Source organism: Pantoea sp. SGAir0180, from assembly GCF_043546245.1.
In genome coordinates this window covers 151,687-167,534 of sequence record NZ_CP028071.1, presented here as the reverse complement: position 1 = coordinate 167,534, position 15,848 = coordinate 151,687, and the positions used below count along the sequence as shown (strand labels likewise).

14 protein-coding genes and 1 pseudogene are annotated in these 15,848 nt (G+C 50.4%); 9 read left to right on the top strand and 6 right to left on the bottom strand.

Annotated features, from left to right (window positions below):
* Positions 1 to 45 precede the first annotated feature (45 nt).
* Positions 46 to 558 carry a GNAT family N-acetyltransferase gene (locus tag C1N58_RS00850; protein ID WP_394564504.1) on the bottom strand — a complete coding sequence of 171 codons (513 nt, stop codon included), beginning with the start codon at positions 556 to 558 and terminating at the stop codon, positions 46 to 48.
* A gap of 311 nt (positions 559 to 869) precedes the next feature.
* On the opposite strand from C1N58_RS00850, the gene C1N58_RS00845 reads away from it, so the two are divergent.
* The gene (locus tag C1N58_RS00845; RefSeq protein WP_050504863.1) at positions 870 to 2,528 is read left to right on the top strand and encodes an alpha,alpha-trehalase; all 1,659 of its coding nucleotides are present in this window, start codon (positions 870 to 872) and stop codon (positions 2,526 to 2,528) included.
* 87 nt (positions 2,529 to 2,615) lie between these two features.
* On the opposite strand, the pseudogene C1N58_RS00840 reads toward C1N58_RS00845, so the two are convergent.
* From C1N58_RS00840 to C1N58_RS00820, 5 genes and pseudogenes are all read right to left on the bottom strand, one after another.
* A pseudogene (locus C1N58_RS00840) lies at positions 2,616 to 3,095 on the bottom strand (ferritin-like domain-containing protein); the annotation flags it as partial.
* Positions 3,092 to 3,589: a YciE/YciF ferroxidase family protein gene (locus tag C1N58_RS00835; RefSeq protein ID WP_006118265.1), complete on the bottom strand. Its 498-nt coding sequence runs from the start codon at positions 3,587 to 3,589 to the stop codon at positions 3,092 to 3,094. The pseudogene C1N58_RS00840 and the gene C1N58_RS00835, both read right to left, overlap by 4 nt.
* Positions 3,590 to 4,093: 504 nt before the next feature.
* A complete protein-coding gene (locus C1N58_RS00830) occupies positions 4,094 to 4,258 on the bottom strand; it encodes a con-10 family general stress protein (protein WP_006118264.1) in 165 nt (54 codons plus the stop codon).
* 596 nt (positions 4,259 to 4,854) lie between these two features.
* Positions 4,855 to 5,685: an alpha/beta fold hydrolase gene (locus C1N58_RS00825; protein ID WP_394564503.1), complete on the bottom strand. Its 831-nt coding sequence runs from the start codon at positions 5,683 to 5,685 to the stop codon at positions 4,855 to 4,857.
* Between the two features lie 140 nt (positions 5,686 to 5,825).
* A complete protein-coding gene (locus tag C1N58_RS00820) occupies positions 5,826 to 6,764 on the bottom strand; it encodes a sensor domain-containing diguanylate cyclase (RefSeq protein ID WP_394564502.1) in 939 nt (312 codons plus the stop codon).
* A 443-nt stretch (positions 6,765 to 7,207) separates the two neighbouring features.
* On the opposite strand from C1N58_RS00820, the gene C1N58_RS00815 reads away from it, so the two are divergent.
* The 8 genes from C1N58_RS00815 (at position 7,208) to C1N58_RS00780 (ending at position 15,664) form a co-directional block, all read left to right on the top strand.
* Positions 7,208 to 7,450 carry a hypothetical protein gene (locus C1N58_RS00815; RefSeq protein WP_054687064.1) on the top strand — a complete coding sequence of 81 codons (243 nt, stop codon included), beginning with the start codon at positions 7,208 to 7,210 and terminating at the stop codon, positions 7,448 to 7,450.
* Positions 7,451 to 7,561: 111 nt separating this feature from the next.
* Positions 7,562 to 8,227, top strand: a complete 666-nt coding sequence (locus tag C1N58_RS00810) for a YfdX family protein (RefSeq protein ID WP_033739721.1) — start codon at positions 7,562 to 7,564, stop codon at positions 8,225 to 8,227.
* A gap of 440 nt (positions 8,228 to 8,667) precedes the next feature.
* Positions 8,668 to 10,245 (top strand): methyl-accepting chemotaxis protein, encoded by a 1,578-nt coding sequence (locus C1N58_RS00805; protein ID WP_054633174.1) that lies wholly within the window; start codon positions 8,668 to 8,670, stop codon positions 10,243 to 10,245.
* A gap of 187 nt (positions 10,246 to 10,432) precedes the next feature.
* On the top strand, positions 10,433 to 10,828 hold the full coding sequence (locus tag C1N58_RS00800; RefSeq protein ID WP_394564501.1) for an acyl-CoA thioesterase: 396 nt from the start codon (positions 10,433 to 10,435) through the stop codon (positions 10,826 to 10,828).
* A gap of 286 nt (positions 10,829 to 11,114) precedes the next feature.
* Positions 11,115 to 12,401 (top strand): methyl-accepting chemotaxis protein, encoded by a 1,287-nt coding sequence (locus C1N58_RS00795; protein ID WP_054687061.1) that lies wholly within the window; start codon positions 11,115 to 11,117, stop codon positions 12,399 to 12,401.
* A 26-nt stretch (positions 12,402 to 12,427) separates the two neighbouring features.
* Positions 12,428 to 12,673: a hypothetical protein gene (locus C1N58_RS00790; protein ID WP_394550347.1), complete on the top strand. Its 246-nt coding sequence runs from the start codon at positions 12,428 to 12,430 to the stop codon at positions 12,671 to 12,673.
* Positions 12,674 to 13,157: 484 nt separating this feature from the next.
* Positions 13,158 to 14,444: a methyl-accepting chemotaxis protein gene (locus C1N58_RS00785; protein ID WP_006118256.1), complete on the top strand. Its 1,287-nt coding sequence runs from the start codon at positions 13,158 to 13,160 to the stop codon at positions 14,442 to 14,444.
* A 467-nt stretch (positions 14,445 to 14,911) separates the two neighbouring features.
* Positions 14,912 to 15,664 carry a DUF1868 domain-containing protein gene (locus tag C1N58_RS00780; RefSeq protein WP_235318793.1) on the top strand — a complete coding sequence of 251 codons (753 nt, stop codon included), beginning with the start codon at positions 14,912 to 14,914 and terminating at the stop codon, positions 15,662 to 15,664.
* Positions 15,665 to 15,848: the final 184 nt, after the last annotated feature.

The window sequence follows — 15,848 nt, the reverse complement described above, 5'->3', positions numbered from 1 at the left end:
CTTCTTTTCGCCTTATACCACGCGCGGGCATGCTGGCAGTGCGCCTCAGCCGATAGCCGTTAAGTCCAGCCGCATCAGCACGGTATCGTGGAACACACCGTCGACATACAGCGCCGCGACGTCTGTTCCGTAGGTCGTAAATCCCGCAGACCGGTACAGGGCCGTTGCTGCTGCATTGGTGGCGCTCACGGCAAGCCGGATGCTGATGCATTCACGGGCTTGCGCGATTGCGGTCATGAGCAGCGTCTTCGCCAGGCCGCTTCCCCGCCACTCAGGCAGCACATACATTCCCCAAATCGTGGCGACGTGCCGCTGTTTCTGGCCGGGATGGAAGCGTAAACCCGTCACGCCCACGATCTCGCCCTGGGGATCGAATCCGGCCAGCACAGTATTGTTTTGCAGCAGAGCCGCAAAAAACGCGTCAGGTTCTGAGCGCTCACGCGCATAATCCGCGCCAAACGCCTCAGGATGGCGTTGTAATCCGTCCAGCCGAATGGCGCTATAGCCTACACTGTCGCTGCCGGTGAGTCGTCGCAGAGTAAAGGAACGCACGATCATTCTCCTTAACAGGGCACCTCAGAGGGTATTTTCTTACATCATGCCACTTTTGCTTCATTTTCCTGCCGCACAGGGAAAAAACAGCCCCTTTTGGCCCAGGCAAAATTTTATTAAGCCTGCCGTAAGAGATTCATCTGAAATGCATTTACGTCATAAGTCGAGATATTCGGTTGAATTGTCTGTGTTTTATTCAATCTATACGATTAATAGACAATTTTTATTACGTTCATAGACAATCTGCATTGTTGTTCCTGCCTGCGAGAGGTCTATAATTTCCTTTTTGTGCAACCCCGTTCGCTCAGGAGGCCGTTATTAATACTTATCGCCAGCAACTCAATGCATTCGAAGAGAATCGTGCCGGGGCGGAAGTTGAGTATCAATACGATCCCCATGAACTGAAGCTGGAGCGCATGCAGGATTCTGAACCCGAGCCAGAGCTGATCGAAGGTCTGCCTGCGCCGGATGCGTTGACGCCTGCCGATCGCTATCTTGAGCTTTTCGAGGCCGTTCAGATGTCGGGCATCTTCGAGGACAGCAAAACGTTCCCCGACTGCTCGCCCAAATACGATCCGCTTGATGTGCTGATGCGTTACCGCCGTCAGAAGCGCAGCAAGGACTTCGATCTGGCGCGTTTCGTTGCCGACCATTTCTACATGCCAGGCATCAACGAAAGCTTCTACGTTTCGAACCCTGACAAAACGCTTAACGAGCACATCGACGATCTGTGGCCGGTTCTTACCAAGATGCCGCAGCAGCATATGCCGCATTCGTCGTTGCTGCCGTTGCCTAAACCTTATGTCGTGCCCGGTGGTCGTTTTGGCGAAACTTATTACTGGGACTCGTACTTTACGATGCTCGGCCTGGCGGAATCAGGGCGTGACGATTTGTTACGTCATATGGCCGACAACTTTGCCTGGCTGATTGATAACTACGGGCACATTCCGAACGGGAACCGCACTTATTATCTGAGCCGCTCACAGCCACCTGTGTTTGCGCTGATGGTGGAACTGTTCGAAGAGGACGGCGTGCAAGGCTCACAGCGCTATCTGGATCAGCTGATGAAAGAGTATCAGTTCTGGATGGATGGCGCCGGCTCACTGATGCCCAACCAGGCTTATCGCCATGTGGTCCGGATGCCGAACGGCTCGCTTCTGAATCGTTACTGGGACGACCGCGACACACCACGTGATGAATCCTGGATCGAGGACATCGAAACAGCGCGTCATTCTAAGCGTCCGGCAAGCGAAGTTTACCGCGATCTGCGCGCGGGTGCCGCGTCAGGCTGGGACTATTCATCACGCTGGCTGCGTAATCCAAAACGTCTGTCGAGCATCCGTACAACGCAGTTTATCCCGATCGATCTCAATGCGTTTTTGTACAAGCTTGAGCTGATGATTGCGACGTTGTCTCACGTTAAAGGCGAAGAGCTGACTGCGCTGGCCTGGCAGAATAAGGCGGACGCCCGCAAACGTGCAATTACCCGTTACCTGTGGGACAGTACCGCAGGCGTTTTCCGTGATTATGACTGGCGCCGCGCCCGCTTTGGCGCGTTCACCGCCGCTGCGGTAGTGCCGCTCTTCGTCGGACTGGCAACGCCTTATCAGGCGCATTTACAGGCTATCGCGCTGCGCCATCTGCTGCTCAGCAATGGCGGGCTGCTGACCTCTATGGTGGAAAGCGGCGAACAGTGGGATAAACCTAACGGCTGGGCGCCTATGCAGTGGATGGCGGTGGTGGGCCTGAATAACTACGGCGAAGAAACCCTGGCGAGCGAAATCGCCGTGAACTGGCTGACAACCGTGAATAACTTCTACCAGTTACACCATAAACTGGTCGAGAAGTACGATATCAGCGGTGACCGCGCGCGTCCCGGTGGCGGCGGTGAATATCCTCTGCAGGACGGCTTTGGCTGGACAAACGGCGTAACCCGTCGGCTGATGGCGATGTATGGCCATATGATGATGGATTAATTTGTGTCGCAGGCACAAAAAAGCCGGGAAACGTTCCCGGCTTTTTTCTGGCGATTTCTCTGTAGAGAACTTACTTTTTCGCTTCAACGCCTGGCGCTGCAGGAACTGCTGAGTGACTTCCGGCAGATGCGTGAACAGCCATTCGGCCATCGCAATTTCCTGATCGCGAATTTCGGTCAGGACTCTGACGCCATCACTGTCGCCGACCTGCTCGGCAGCCGCGATCAGGCTGGTGTAGCTGGCGATTTCCGCGTTTTCGAACACATAGCCGCTCATCGCGCCTTTGACGACTTCGTCAGAAGTAAACATGCCGCCAATCGCCTGTCCTGTGGCGGCCATTTTGCCCATCACGTCTTTCATAATGGAATGGTCAATGCCGTGGCGATCCAACAGTTGTTCAAGCAGAGTAAGCTGATGCTTAGTTTCATCCAGATGCTGGGCAAGGCGCTGCTCCAGAGCGGGATAATGCTCCAGACGACCCGCCATTTTGCTCAACATGCTCTCGGCCTGCTTCTCCATGGCATGCGCGTCACGCAACCAGTCATGATAGTTTTCAATGGCCGTCATTTCGCAACTCCTTCAGCCGAACTGATGGTCTGTGCAACGCTGGTCAGTTTTTCATCCGTCTGCTTTTCCTCCGCAAGGGTTTGGGCCAGCAGCTTCGCGGCTTTGGTATAGCCCAGCTTTGAGGCCAGCGCGTGCAGCGTACCGTAGGTCGCAATTTCATAATGCTCGACCTTCTGCGCCGCCCCGATCAATCCCTGATCGCGTACTTCACCCTTTTCAACAGACTCAATAATTTCCTGGGCTTCTTCTACCAGGCCTTCCAGGGCATGGCATTTCATTCGCTTGATTTTCACTTCAGGCGTAACGTCGACTAATTCGTCCAGACGTTCGATTTGCCCGCGTGTCTCTTCGAGATGCTGATTAAACGCAGCGATAAGATTTTCATCACTTGCCGCACGCGCCATTTTGGGCAGTGCTCTCGCGATTTGTTTTTCCGCACTGTAAACATCGGACAAGTCATGGATAAAGAGATCGTTTAACGTTTTGACAGTCATAAAAGAGCCTCATTAATTGAACGGCTACGCCACTATTTTTTAATGCAGCGCCAGTGACAATGTACTCACTAACCTTAGACTATTTAACGAAGAATGAATTCGGCTCCGTTTAATTCAGATTTTAAAGTAGCATTGAAAATGCCTTTTTCCATTAATTACCAGTACTTTACTCAAAATGAGTTATTTTGATAAATGCTCCGCCTCACCTCAATTAAGACAAACCTGTACAGAATTAGCAAAAACCGTACAAGTTAACCTTCAGTTAAAATAGAGGCGTTTCACCTGGTGAACCCGGATTTCATTTTTTCGTTCAGACAGCCGTGCGTTGACCGGAAAAGCAGCAATAAAAAAACCGGAAAGGAATATCCTTTCCGGCAAGATTGACCAAATCCTAAACCAGAGGTGGTTTATTTCATGGATTAAACAGCGAAGTTTATATATTGAGTAGAAGTCAGCTTCACTGAAGGTTTCAGTTTAAATAGCTAACCCCTTGTTAATATTGAATTAACTCCTTCGACTAACCTTACCTCCCTTACGCCCCGCCTCAATAGCTCGCTGGGGATCGTTTTTGAAATTCCCACCGCTGTTTTGTCCGCCTTTACGGCCTGCTTCTGCTGCTCTCTCTTTGTCTGCAGCGAAATTACCGGCCCCACCACGATATTGAGTCATTCTGTGTTCTCCGCAAGTTTAATTATTGAAATAGCAAAGTGGAAGTTGCATCAACTAAAGGGTGCACAAACAAATGTAGCTGTAAAAATCACCTAATCAAGCATGACGGCCACGACACTCACAAAGGAAGATACATATACCTTATTTGTACATCCAGTTAATTCTTTAGTGATGAAACTATTTTTCGAGGAAACTCTAGTTTAACGCTTCTGGCGAAAACTTTAATGAAAACGCTCCTCTAAGGCTCTATTAATCGATCTATTTATTAAAAAGTCCACACTGATTTTATTTTCAATCGCAGCACATGGACGGCCAGGTGGCATTGCCCATCGTCAATATGATCAATAAATGATCTATTTAACTAAGCGCGATAAAATCGAATTCATTACGGCAGGGTTTGCAACATGCAAAAATAAGCGAAGCGGTAAACGTCTCGTTTATTAGAATGAAGAGAAAGAAAAGATCATAAAATGACCAGGCAGGCGACAATTAGTAAAATGGCACTTCTCACAAGCGGAAGAAATACCGCTCATCACATTTCAGGTAAGCGAAGCGGCAATAAAAATAAAAACGCCCTGACGGGCGTTTTTTTCGGACTATTCTGCCCTGCTGTTTTGCAGGAAGGCGAGTAAATCGTTGTTGAGCTGAGCCTGATGCGTGACAGCGAATCCATGAGGCCCCTGATCGTAGATCTTGAGCTCTGAACCCGTAATCAGTTCATGGGCCAGCTTTCCGGTCGCCTCGAACGGGACGATCTGATCATGGCTGCCATGAATGATTAAGGTGGGCACATCAACGCGAGCGAGATCCGCGCGGAAGTCGGTTTCAGAAAAAGCGGTAACACAGTCCAGCGTTCCCTTGAGCGATGCCAGCAGGGCCATGTTTAACGTCTGCGTCAATACGCCCTCGGATACTGACTGGCCAGAATTGGTGCCATAAAAGGGGGCGGCAAAATCCTTAATAAACTGCGCTCTGTCGTTAAGCAGTCCCTGTTTGATATCGTCGAAAACCGATTTCTCTACGCCTTCGGGATGATCGTCTTTCTTACCAAACACGGGCGTGACTGCGCCTAACAGAACCAGCCCTTTAACGTTGCCCGTGCCATATTTTCCAATATAACGCGATACGTCGCCGCCGCCCATTGAGAACCCGACCAGCGTGACATCCTTGATCTGTAAATGTGTGATCAGGCTATGAATGTCGTCAGCAAACGTATCGTAGTCGTATCCTTCCCATGGCTGGTCGGAACGTCCAAAACCGCGCCGGTCAAAAGCAATAACCCGATAGCCGCGTTCGGCAAGGAAGTTGAGCTGGCTATCCCACATATCCGCGTCCAGCGGCCAGCCATGGCTAAACAGTACCGGCTGCCCTTTGCCCCAGTCTTTGTAGTAGAGGTTAAATCCATCTTTGCTTTTAAACAGACTCATAAACGCCTCGCTATGGATGAAGGTGATGACGCTTCCGGCCATCGTCTGAGAAGCTCAGCGACGTTCCGGCGCGCGGCACTACCTGTCAAGCATGGCAGAGGGAAACCGATGGTCAAACCAGAAGCAGAAAAAACGCGTTTTTACAACGCTACACCGCGTTTACCGTTTTTTTTGATGCGGTACATCGCCTCATCAGCACGGGCAAGCGCACTGTCAAAGTTTTCTGGCTCCTCAACCTGAACAACCCCAATGGATGCGCCAATGACGGCAGTACCGTTGGCCAGCTCAAAAGGTTGCAAGGCAGCATTAAGACAGGCGTGCGTGAGCCTCTTCGTGAGTGGATGGGTTAACGCGAGCGGAATCAGTAAAACAAACTCATCGCCGCCCAGTCGCCCAATAATGACACCTGGTGGGCAGGCTGCGATAAAGCGCAGACTAAGTTGAATCAGGACTTCGTCGCCACTGCGATGCCCTAACGTGTCGTTGACATGCTTAAAATTATCTAAATCAATAAAGACAATACATAATGCCTTTTTCTTCATATCGCGAAAATGATTGATCAACGCATGCCGGTTGGTTAATTGCGTCAGGGGATCGTGCATGGCCAGTGAAGCCAGTTGCGCTTCGTACTGTTTCTCTTTGGTCATATCAATGTGCGTGCCCGTCACTTTGATCGGTCTGCCCTGCTCGTCCCATTCACTGACGCGGCCCCGGTCCAGCACCCACGTAATTTTTCCTGTTTTACCAATCATCCGATGTAAGGCTTCATAGAAGGGTGCTTTGCCCTCGATATGATCATAGAACGCCTTCAGAACATCTGCGGCATCCTCAGGATGCAGGCAGGATTTCCAGACATCAAAATGGGCATCCGTTTCTTTAGGCTGAAAACCCAGCATGGATCCCCAGCGGCGGTTAAAAATAACCAACTTGCCCGTGGGAATATCCAGTTGCCACAAGCACAGGCCCGTGCCGTCCAGCGCAGCACCCAATTTATCGCGGGCATCATGCGCAATACGCCTTAATCGCGCATTGTGTTTTTTTAAATTCGCAATTTGCTGCCGCAGGGCATCTTCAGACATATCGATAGCGGGAAAGGGAAAAGGCTATTTTGCCATTGCCATGCGCACTGTAAAGCAACATGTTCAAAACACGATGAGACAGGGATAAAGTCAACCCGTTCAGAATTAACCACGCTTAGCCGCATCAGAACCAGCATACGGCAGACGCTCAGTGACAGCGCGCTGAATGATTATCTTGCACAGAGAGTGATCAACGACGGCGCGGCTGATGTGGCTTCTTTTATGACCCGACTGTCAGCCTGTACGCTTTCTTCTATAGAAAACTCAGGTTTTTTAAAGAAGCGGTAAGATGTAACAAACACTGACTCGCAAGCCATTGAATTAAAATGATAAAAAAACCATGCAATTGTAACAGTGACATTTTTCTGCAAACTCATAATTACAATTAAATATCCTCCGGGTGTTAAGTAAAGACGTCAAGACGACATCAAGGAGATAACATCATGGCTCTGCCCCTTCTGCTTTCTTACCACGGTAACCTGTGTAAAAGTGATTATTCACGCCAGGATTCACATCTGACCGACGCCCTGTTTGTTGGCGATATGTTTTTCTCAATAAACAGCCCGGACATTTCGCAGGCGGATTATGTTTTCAACGCCGTTTCACCTCATTATTTTTGCGTGAAGAATGCCATTCTGGATAACTGTTTCCCAAACAGCAAAAACAGCGACGTTGCATTTGTCTGACAACGCAGTGTTATTGCTTTTTCGAAAAAGACAGTCCTGGTAAATGAACACTACAGATGTAATCAATGACGTTAGCACCTTTCGGATGCATAAATACAGAGGATAAATATCATGAAAAAGATGATTATTAGCTCAATGATTGTAGCCGTATTAGTGTTTACTGGTGGCGCTGCGGCCGCTGAGTCCTTTAAAGACAGCCATACATTAAATAATGAAGTCATTTCGGCCCAGGCCGCGCAGGCCATGAATGATATTCAGCTTTCACGCAACGCGTTATTTAATGGCCAAACTCAACAAGCAAAAGCGCTGGCGACTCAGGCTGACACTTATTTGAAAGATAATAGTGTGGACTGGACAAAGTATATTCGCTATGACAAAAAAGCCCCGATGACGGGAGATAATTATATTCGCATCGGCTCCGATGTATCCGTGTCGGAAGATTACCAGCTATCAAAACAGAAAAATGACGCGATCGATAAAGCCAATCAGCATATTAAAGCAGGTGATAAGCAAGGTGCGCTTGATGCGCTGAAGCTGGCTGGCGTAGCCGTCACTGAAACGCAGGAACTGATGCCGCTACAACAAACAGAAAATGATGTTTCAAATGCCCTTGCTTTAATGAAACAGGATAAATACTACCAGGCAGGCATGCTGCTGAAATCCGCAGAAGAAGGCGTGATTTACGATACGCAAACTTATTCTGAACTGCCTGTGAGCCCGACCCTGCATCATTCACAGACCGGTGCCAGTGCATCACAGAGTAATAAAGGATCGTAATTATCAATAAGCGTGACATTAAATACACGATGACGATGTTAAACAACAAGGCCGCCTTCATTTCATCGATAAGGTGAGATGAAAGCGGCAACCTTATTTAATCCGTTCAGATATCAAGCGCACAATGATACGGCCTGATGATCATCCATTTTTTCTCCCCATCCCAGCAACTACGCTCACTTAACACAAATCTCCAGTACCTCCTTTTCATTATCACTTCTATTTTCAGTTTATTTATACCCCTTACGCTAATCTCGTCCTTTCTATCGAATACTATAGATAACTCAGGAAATTAACTTTTTACTAAACTTAAGGATAGTTTTTAAACTTTTTTTTAAAAAACGGCTTCGCTTTCATAAACTGCCTTCCTTTGTTGCCGATACTCGAAAAGCAAGAGTTGTTATTACAAAAATAAAAAAATTACTAAACGGGGAATAAACATGAAAATCACAACAGGCCGCAAAATCGCGTTCGCGTTCGGCATCATCGTTCTTGTGTCATTAATAGGCAGCAGCTTGTCGATTATTAACTTTCTCAAGCTACGGCAGGCCAATAGCTGGAATATTCACAGTTATAAGGTGATGAGTCTGAGCGACAGCATGTTAACTGACATGGTTAATATGGAAACGGGCGTGCGGGGATTTGTCATCTCCGGTAATGAAGCCTTCCTGGCACCGTTCAACGCAGGCAAAACGGCGTTCGACCAGAAATATAATCAGCTCCGCACCATGACGGCAGATAATGCCAGTCAACAGCAAAGACTGACGTCATTACTTGACCTGCACAACAGCGTCCAGGCCATTGACGATCAGCTAATCGCATTGCGTCGTCAGGTTAATGGAGGACAGCAACCGCTCGATGCCCTGACGCATTTTTTTCAGGAAGGGCGTGATAAAGCCTTTATGGATCGCTACCGCACCGTCGCCGCCGGTTTCAACAACGCAGAATCGTCGCTGCTGGCTACGCGTTCTGACGAAGTCAACAGCCTGGCCTTTGCCACGAAAATGACGCTCAGTCTGGCCGGGTTAACCACCATCCTGCTCTCGTTGGTGCTGGGCACCATCATTACACGCAGTATCGTTCGCGCACTGGGCGGCGAACCCAAAGCGGCTGCCGATATTGCTGGCATGATTGCCCAGGGTAACCTGACGGTAGATATTGCTGTGCCGCTTAAAGGCCAGGGCAGCCTGATGGCCTCGCTGGAAGCCATGCGCCAACAGTTGGTCACCATTGTGAGTGGCATTCAGTCCTCTGCAGAACTGATCAATAACTCAGCGAGCGAAATCGCCCAAGGCAATATTGACCTGGCTCAGCGCACTGAAGAGCAGGCTGCCGCGCTGGAACAAACGGCCGCCAGTATGGAGGAGCTGACCGCTACCGTCCGTCAAAATACCGATAACGCCCGTCAGGCAAATTCTCAGGCGGATACCACTTCGCACGTTGCCCTACAGGGAGGAGATGTGGTGAAACAGGTTGTTGAAACGATGCGCTCTATTTCAGAAAGCTCAGGCAAAGTGGCCGAGATTATCTCTGTCATTGAAGGGATTGCATTCCAGACGAATATTCTGGCCCTGAACGCCGCCGTTGAAGCCGCACGGGCTGGCGAAGGCGGACGCGGATTTGCGGTGGTCGCCGGGGAAGTCCGTTCGCTCGCCTTACGCAGCTCTACCGCAGCTAAAGAAATCAAAGATTTGATCACCCAGTCGGTTGAACACGTGGCGAAAGGTTCGGGCCTGGCGAAACAGGCAGGTAACACGATGGAGGAGATCGTGAAATCCGTACAGGGCGTGACGACCATTATGGGCGAAATCACCATTGCGTCGGATGAGCAAAGCAACGGTATCGGGCAGGTCAGCATTGCCGTCAGCCAAATGGACCAGGTCACCCAGCAGAATGCCGCGCTGGTGCAGCAGGTCTCCTCTGCGGCCCAGGGCATGGTGGAACAAACGACCCTGCTACGTAATGCCGTGTCCATTTTCCGTATTGACCGACACCCGCCAGCCGCTGTGCTGCGCTAAGCAGCCTCGGTGTTTAGCTGCGGCATGACGTAAAGCCCACCCGGCACGTGTCTGGATGATTCTGGCGCGTGCCGATTTTACTGTTAGCGCGAATCACTCACCTTCCTCTGTCGCCTGAAAAAAGCCGTTTAAAAAAACAGCCATGCCGACTAAAGTGGGCCTTCCCTCACTTACCAGTGGCCATACTATGTTTAGCAAAACGTATCAGGTTGACGAAAAGCATATCGATTTTCAGGGCGTTGTAGACGGACTTTACTATCCCTTCTATATGGAATGGACACGCCACGCGTTTATGAAAGAGCATCTTGGCGTAGATCTGGAAGCGGAGTTTGCCGAAGGCCGTATCCATATGCTGCTTGAATATACGCTTCGCTTTAAAAAGAGCCTGAAAAAAGGCGATGAGATGCAGGTGACCTGCGCACTCGCGGCAAACGAAAAGCGCAACCGTGTTAATTTCGTTCAGCAAATTTTGGTTAACGATGTCGTCTATGCTGAAGCGGTTTTCACCGGCACCTGTCTGGAAAAAGGACGTCCCGCTATTCCGGCATTCTTGCATAGTGCGATACCTGACGCTCAGGACTAACGCTGCTGCTTTCCACCTGACGGCACGACGCGCGATGACAACATTGTTATCGTGTTGAATTCGGGACGTTATCGCAAACACCTCGCCTGTGATGATGTCCCTGCCCGCCTGACCTGCATAGTGTGATGCACATCACTTGCCGACTGCAATATGACCTAAATATGACATGTGCGATGCCGATAACAGTACTGGACCCGAGCTGATCGACCTCCCTTAAACGGGTTGCTGTCTCTCCACTACGCGGTCAACACTTTTGACCTTTTTGCGGCTCTTTCTGGAGAGATCTATGTTTTCCCTTATGCGTTTACTTCGCGGAAAAAACTCATTTCGCGCCTCAGACGATCAAAATAATATTCAAGCTATTCAGGCCTGTAGCGGCTGGATTGAATTTACGCCCGAGGGCATCATCCTTACAGCCAACCCAGCCTTCCTTGCCGTAACAGGCTACCAGCTCAGTGAGATCACCGGTCAGCACCATCGACTGTTCTGCAAGCCTGATTTCGTCCGCTCCCGTGAATACGCCCGGTTCTGGGAAACCCTGGCTTCTGGCCAGTCCTTCAGCGGCATTTTCGAACGCTACCGCAAAGACAACAGCCTGCTCTACTTAAGCGCTAACTATTTCCCCGTGAAAGATAAACACGGCACGGTCAAAAAAATTATCAAAATCGCTAACGACATTACCGATCGGCATGAAGAACTCACGCATAAAGAAGCGATTATTACGGCGCTGAACAACACCATGGCCATGATTGAATTTACCCCACAGGGCGAGGTCATTAATGCCAATAAAAACTTCCTTACGCTGATGGAGTACGATCTGGCCGCTATTCAGGGCAAACATCACCGTCTGTTCTGTTTTGACGCGTTCTATAAAGAAAACCCGGACTTCTGGCACAGAATTCAACAGGGGCGCGCGTTTACCGGGCGCTTCGAACGGGTAACAGCATCAGGAAAACGCGTCTGGCTTGAGGCCAACTACAACCCGGTGAAAGATGCCTCAGGACACGTTTATAAAGTGATTAAGCTGGCGTCGGATATTACCGAACGTGTCGTCACGGCGCAGGACGTGGCGGATATCGCCATGACCACGTCTGAAAAAACGTCACACATCACCGTGAATGCCAATGATGTTCTCAGTCAGACGGTGCGTAACGCCGAATCGATGGCCTCGCAGGTCGCTGCGGCAGCCGGAATCAGCGACAAACTGAATTACTCAGCCAAAGACATCAAAGAGATTGTCTCAACCATCAATAACATTGCCGGACAAACCAATATTCTGGCGCTCAATGCCGCGATTGAAGCCGCACGGGCAGGCGAAGCAGGACGCGGTTTTGCCGTGGTGGCAGAAGAAGTCAGACGTCTTGCTGCTTCTACCTCACAGGCGACGCAGAAAATCAGCAAGGTGGTCGAAGAAAATGCCAGCCTGATTGGCGATATGCACCAGCAACTCGACGGCATTAACAGCTTTCTTACCACAGAAAACGACAAAATCACGCATCTGTCTGACAACATTCAGGAAATTTTCAGCGGCGTGAACGAATTCGTAACAGTGATTCATCGACTGAAGGTTTGAGGACACAGGCAGCATTGATGCGATTCATGGCACTGCATAGGGTTTTATTGTCAGGTTATGCCCCACACACGGGCGCGTCATTGTTTGACGCGCCAGCCTTTTCTCCTGCCGACAGCCTGTCGACGCCGCCGTGTGGTGATGCAGCGCCTGGGTATCACAGCGGCGACATGCCTGCCCGACAGAAAATCCGGCTCATCGCCATCGCAGGCGCGTTCTCGGGTGTGCATGAAAACGCCTGGCGACGCCATTGCCATCGGCTTCGCTCTCACTGATTCGCGCTTTCCTGTCATAAAAACGTCCCTACACTGCAACAAGCCCTAAACACTTTATGTTGACTGTATAACCCCTCCTGATGTCTTCTTTTACCTCGTTTGACAAACTCTGGTTGACAATCTTATCCGGGCTGTAGCGGTTGCCGCTGACATCTGCCCGGAAAAGCCCCCGCTCATCCTGCTTTTTTATCTGCCGTCCTGTCTGGCAGCGGGAAGCAATCCGCCACATGGCTGCTGTTTTTCTGCTTTCGCCATCTTTTCACTGTTACAGGCAGTCTGTCAGAAGACGTAGCTCGTTATCTGTGTGCACTAACAGTCACTGTGATAAGCATCAATTTTTTTAATACATTTCTAAATATGAACCGTCCTGTGCCGATAAGTTAAATGACCCGGGCCGGACGCTTTACTTTCCATCAGACAGCAAACTCTCCGCCACGAGGCCCGACGCTTTACGCCCCTTTCACTGAATCAGATGGAGAGAAGTATGTTAGCCCTGACACGTTTTATGCCTGGTAAAGCTTCACTGGGGTTAGCGGACGACCAGACCAATACACAGGCGATCAAAGCCAACATCGGCTGGATTGAATTTACGCCCGACGGTCGCATCATTACGGCAAACACGCCTTTCCTCGAACTGACAGGCTACACGCTAAATGAGATCGCCGGTCAGCATCATCGCCTGTTCTGCGATGATGAATTTGTGCACTCCAGCGACTATACCCACTTTTGGCAAACACTCGGCTCAGGTCACTCGTTCAGCGGTATCTTTGAGCGGTTTCGCAAAAATCACAGCCGGCTGTATTTGAGCGCCACCTATTTCCCTGTGAAAGATCGTCACGGTGCGGTGAAAAAAATCATAAAAATTGCCAACGACATTACGCATAAACATGAAGCGTTAAAGCATAAAGAAGCCATCATTACCGCGTTGAATAACTCCATGGCCATGATTGAGTTTACACCGCAGGGTGAGGTCATTGACGCCAATAACAATTTTCTGAAATTAATGGGCTATCAGCTTGAGGCCATTCAAGGTAAACATCATCGCATATTTTGCTTTGATGAATTTTATAAGGAGCAGCCTGATTTTTGGCAAAAGATTCAGCAGGGGCGTGCTTTCACAGGGCGTTTTGAACGTGTGACAGCGTCTGGAAAACGCGTCTGGCTGGAGGCCAGCTATAACCCTGTCAAAGATGCCTCCGGGCATGTTTATAAGGTTATTAAACTGGCGTCTGATATCACCGACCGTGTAGAGAATGCCAAACGGATCGCTGACATTGCCGTCACAACGTCGGAAGAGACGTCGCAAATCACCTTTAATGCCAATGATGTCCTGGGTGAGACCATCCGCAATGCGGAATCCATGTCGTTACAGGTGGGTGCGGCAGCAGACATTGGCGACAGACTCAATCATTCTTCCATGGACATAAAAGAAATTGTTTCGACGATCAACACCATCGCCGGACAAACCAATATTCTGGCGTTAAACGCGGCGATTGAGGCCGCGCGGGCAGGCGAAGCGGGACGTGGGTTTGCCGTGGTGGCCGAGGAGGTCCGGCGACTGGCGGCTTCGACGTCGCAGGCGACGCTTAAAATCACGAAAGTTGTGGAAGAAAATACCGCGCTCATTGAAAACATGTCCCGGCAGCTTGATGAAATCAGACGCTTTCTTACGACTGAAAACGATAAGATCAGCAACCTCTCGCGCAGTTTCCAGGAGATCAATCGCGGGGTGAACGAATTCGTGACGGTCATCCACCGGCTCAACGTGTAAGCATGAAAACGTCATGCCAGCGGCGCATACGCTGGCTTTTTCTTTCTCAGACGAGCAGAAAAAAGCGCGCAGATGAACAAGCCACGACGACGCTGCATCGGGCGTTATGAAGCGTGCTGCAAGCGCCATTGCGGCCCGCTTAGTCATAACAGATATTCCTCTTTCGCTCGTTGTACATCTTCAGTCATTTTTTAGTCACAGATCTTCACTAAGCTCCCCGGTTGAGAAGCGCCCTGAGCGGATCACCGTGCAGGATGACGTCGGGTTCTTTGTTTCTGCGCATGCGCGTTATTGTCCCCTTATCACAGCCCCCCTGCCTGTTAAGCCCGGTCAGGCATGAGAACAGCTTCTCATGAATACAGCACGCGCAGATACGGGTGGCGTTGCGCGGGGAAACGGTCCCGTTACCGACCTTGTCGGAACCGGCTAAATGCAGAGGTTATTCGATGACAACACGGAGAAGGCTGTTGAAAAGTACGATTGCCACCTTGGGCGGTCTGGCCGCTTCCCTCGCCATCGGTGCGGAACACCGCCCCAACGACGTGGGTCGTAAGTTTGACGCAGATGGCCGCGTTCTTCCCTTTAAAGGAAACACGATTATCTGCCATCTGCCGCAGCAAGGTGACGGCTCAGAACCTTTCGATGCCTTGCTTGATGTCTATCGTGAATTACCCGGCGAAAGCTGGTCAAGGAAGGTTACCGCACTGCCGCCCTCCAGTTATCACATGACTGTTTTCGGCGGAGCCAACGACAAGGCAAGACGCTATCCCTTATGGCCTGCCGGGCTGCCGCTGGACATGCCCATGGACGAGTGTGACCGGATTCTGGCTGAACGCCTGCGGACATATAAACTGGGTGAGGATGCCTCGCCTTACCGCATGCGCGTCAATCCGGAGGCGCCGTCTGCGCGTGAAACCCCGTTAACGCTGCGCCTGCTAACGGCGGATGCGGAGACAGAGACGCGGTTGCGCCGTTTACGCGATCGGCTGTCCGAGGTCACCGGCATTCGCGAACCAGACCACGATCGCTACCAGTTTCATATCACGCTGGGATATCAGGTTGCGCCGTTGACCGACGACGAAGACGCCGCCTGGCGACGTTCACTGGCGAACTGGAAAACGATGATCGCGCAGCGCGCGCCAGTTATTACGCTCGGTAATCCCGAGTACTGCCTGCTGAATGATATGTTTGCCTTCAAGCGACAGTTTTATCTGACCTGATCCGCCTCACTGTGCAGCGCGACGCCCCTGCTTCGCGCCTTTGTTTTGATTCCTGACTTTACGCGCCAGCCACGGTTTACCGGTGGTGGCTGAAACGTTTACAGCTTTCGCGTTTATGCCGATAAAAAGATGACATAACAGCATTAATAAGCATTTTAAATGTGAGCAACATCCCACTAACACG

Bases quoted from the DNA above. Each gene is read 5' to 3' on its own strand.
- C1N58_RS00825 (WP_394564503.1), bottom strand. From the start codon at position 5,685: ATGAGTCTGTTTAAAAGCAAAGATGGATTTAACCTCTACTACAAAGAC.
- C1N58_RS00785 (WP_006118256.1), top strand. From the start codon at position 13,158: ATGTTAGCCCTGACACGTTTTATGCCTGGTAAAGCTTCACTGGGGTTA.
- C1N58_RS00835 (WP_006118265.1), bottom strand. From the start codon at position 3,589: ATGACTGTCAAAACGTTAAACGATCTCTTTATCCATGACTTGTCCGAT.
- C1N58_RS00800 (WP_394564501.1), top strand. From the start codon at position 10,433: ATGTTTAGCAAAACGTATCAGGTTGACGAAAAGCATATCGATTTTCAG.
- C1N58_RS00850 (WP_394564504.1), bottom strand. From the start codon at position 558: ATGATCGTGCGTTCCTTTACTCTGCGACGACTCACCGGCAGCGACAGT.
- C1N58_RS00815 (WP_054687064.1), top strand. From the start codon at position 7,208: ATGGCTCTGCCCCTTCTGCTTTCTTACCACGGTAACCTGTGTAAAAGT.
- C1N58_RS00820 (WP_394564502.1), bottom strand. From the start codon at position 6,764: ATGTCTGAAGATGCCCTGCGGCAGCAAATTGCGAATTTAAAAAAACAC.
- C1N58_RS00790 (WP_394550347.1), top strand. From the start codon at position 12,428: ATGGCACTGCATAGGGTTTTATTGTCAGGTTATGCCCCACACACGGGC.
- C1N58_RS00795 (WP_054687061.1), top strand. From the start codon at position 11,115: ATGTTTTCCCTTATGCGTTTACTTCGCGGAAAAAACTCATTTCGCGCC.
- C1N58_RS00830 (WP_006118264.1), bottom strand. From the start codon at position 4,258: ATGACTCAATATCGTGGTGGGGCCGGTAATTTCGCTGCAGACAAAGAG.
- C1N58_RS00810 (WP_033739721.1), top strand. From the start codon at position 7,562: ATGAAAAAGATGATTATTAGCTCAATGATTGTAGCCGTATTAGTGTTT.
- C1N58_RS00805 (WP_054633174.1), top strand. From the start codon at position 8,668: ATGAAAATCACAACAGGCCGCAAAATCGCGTTCGCGTTCGGCATCATC.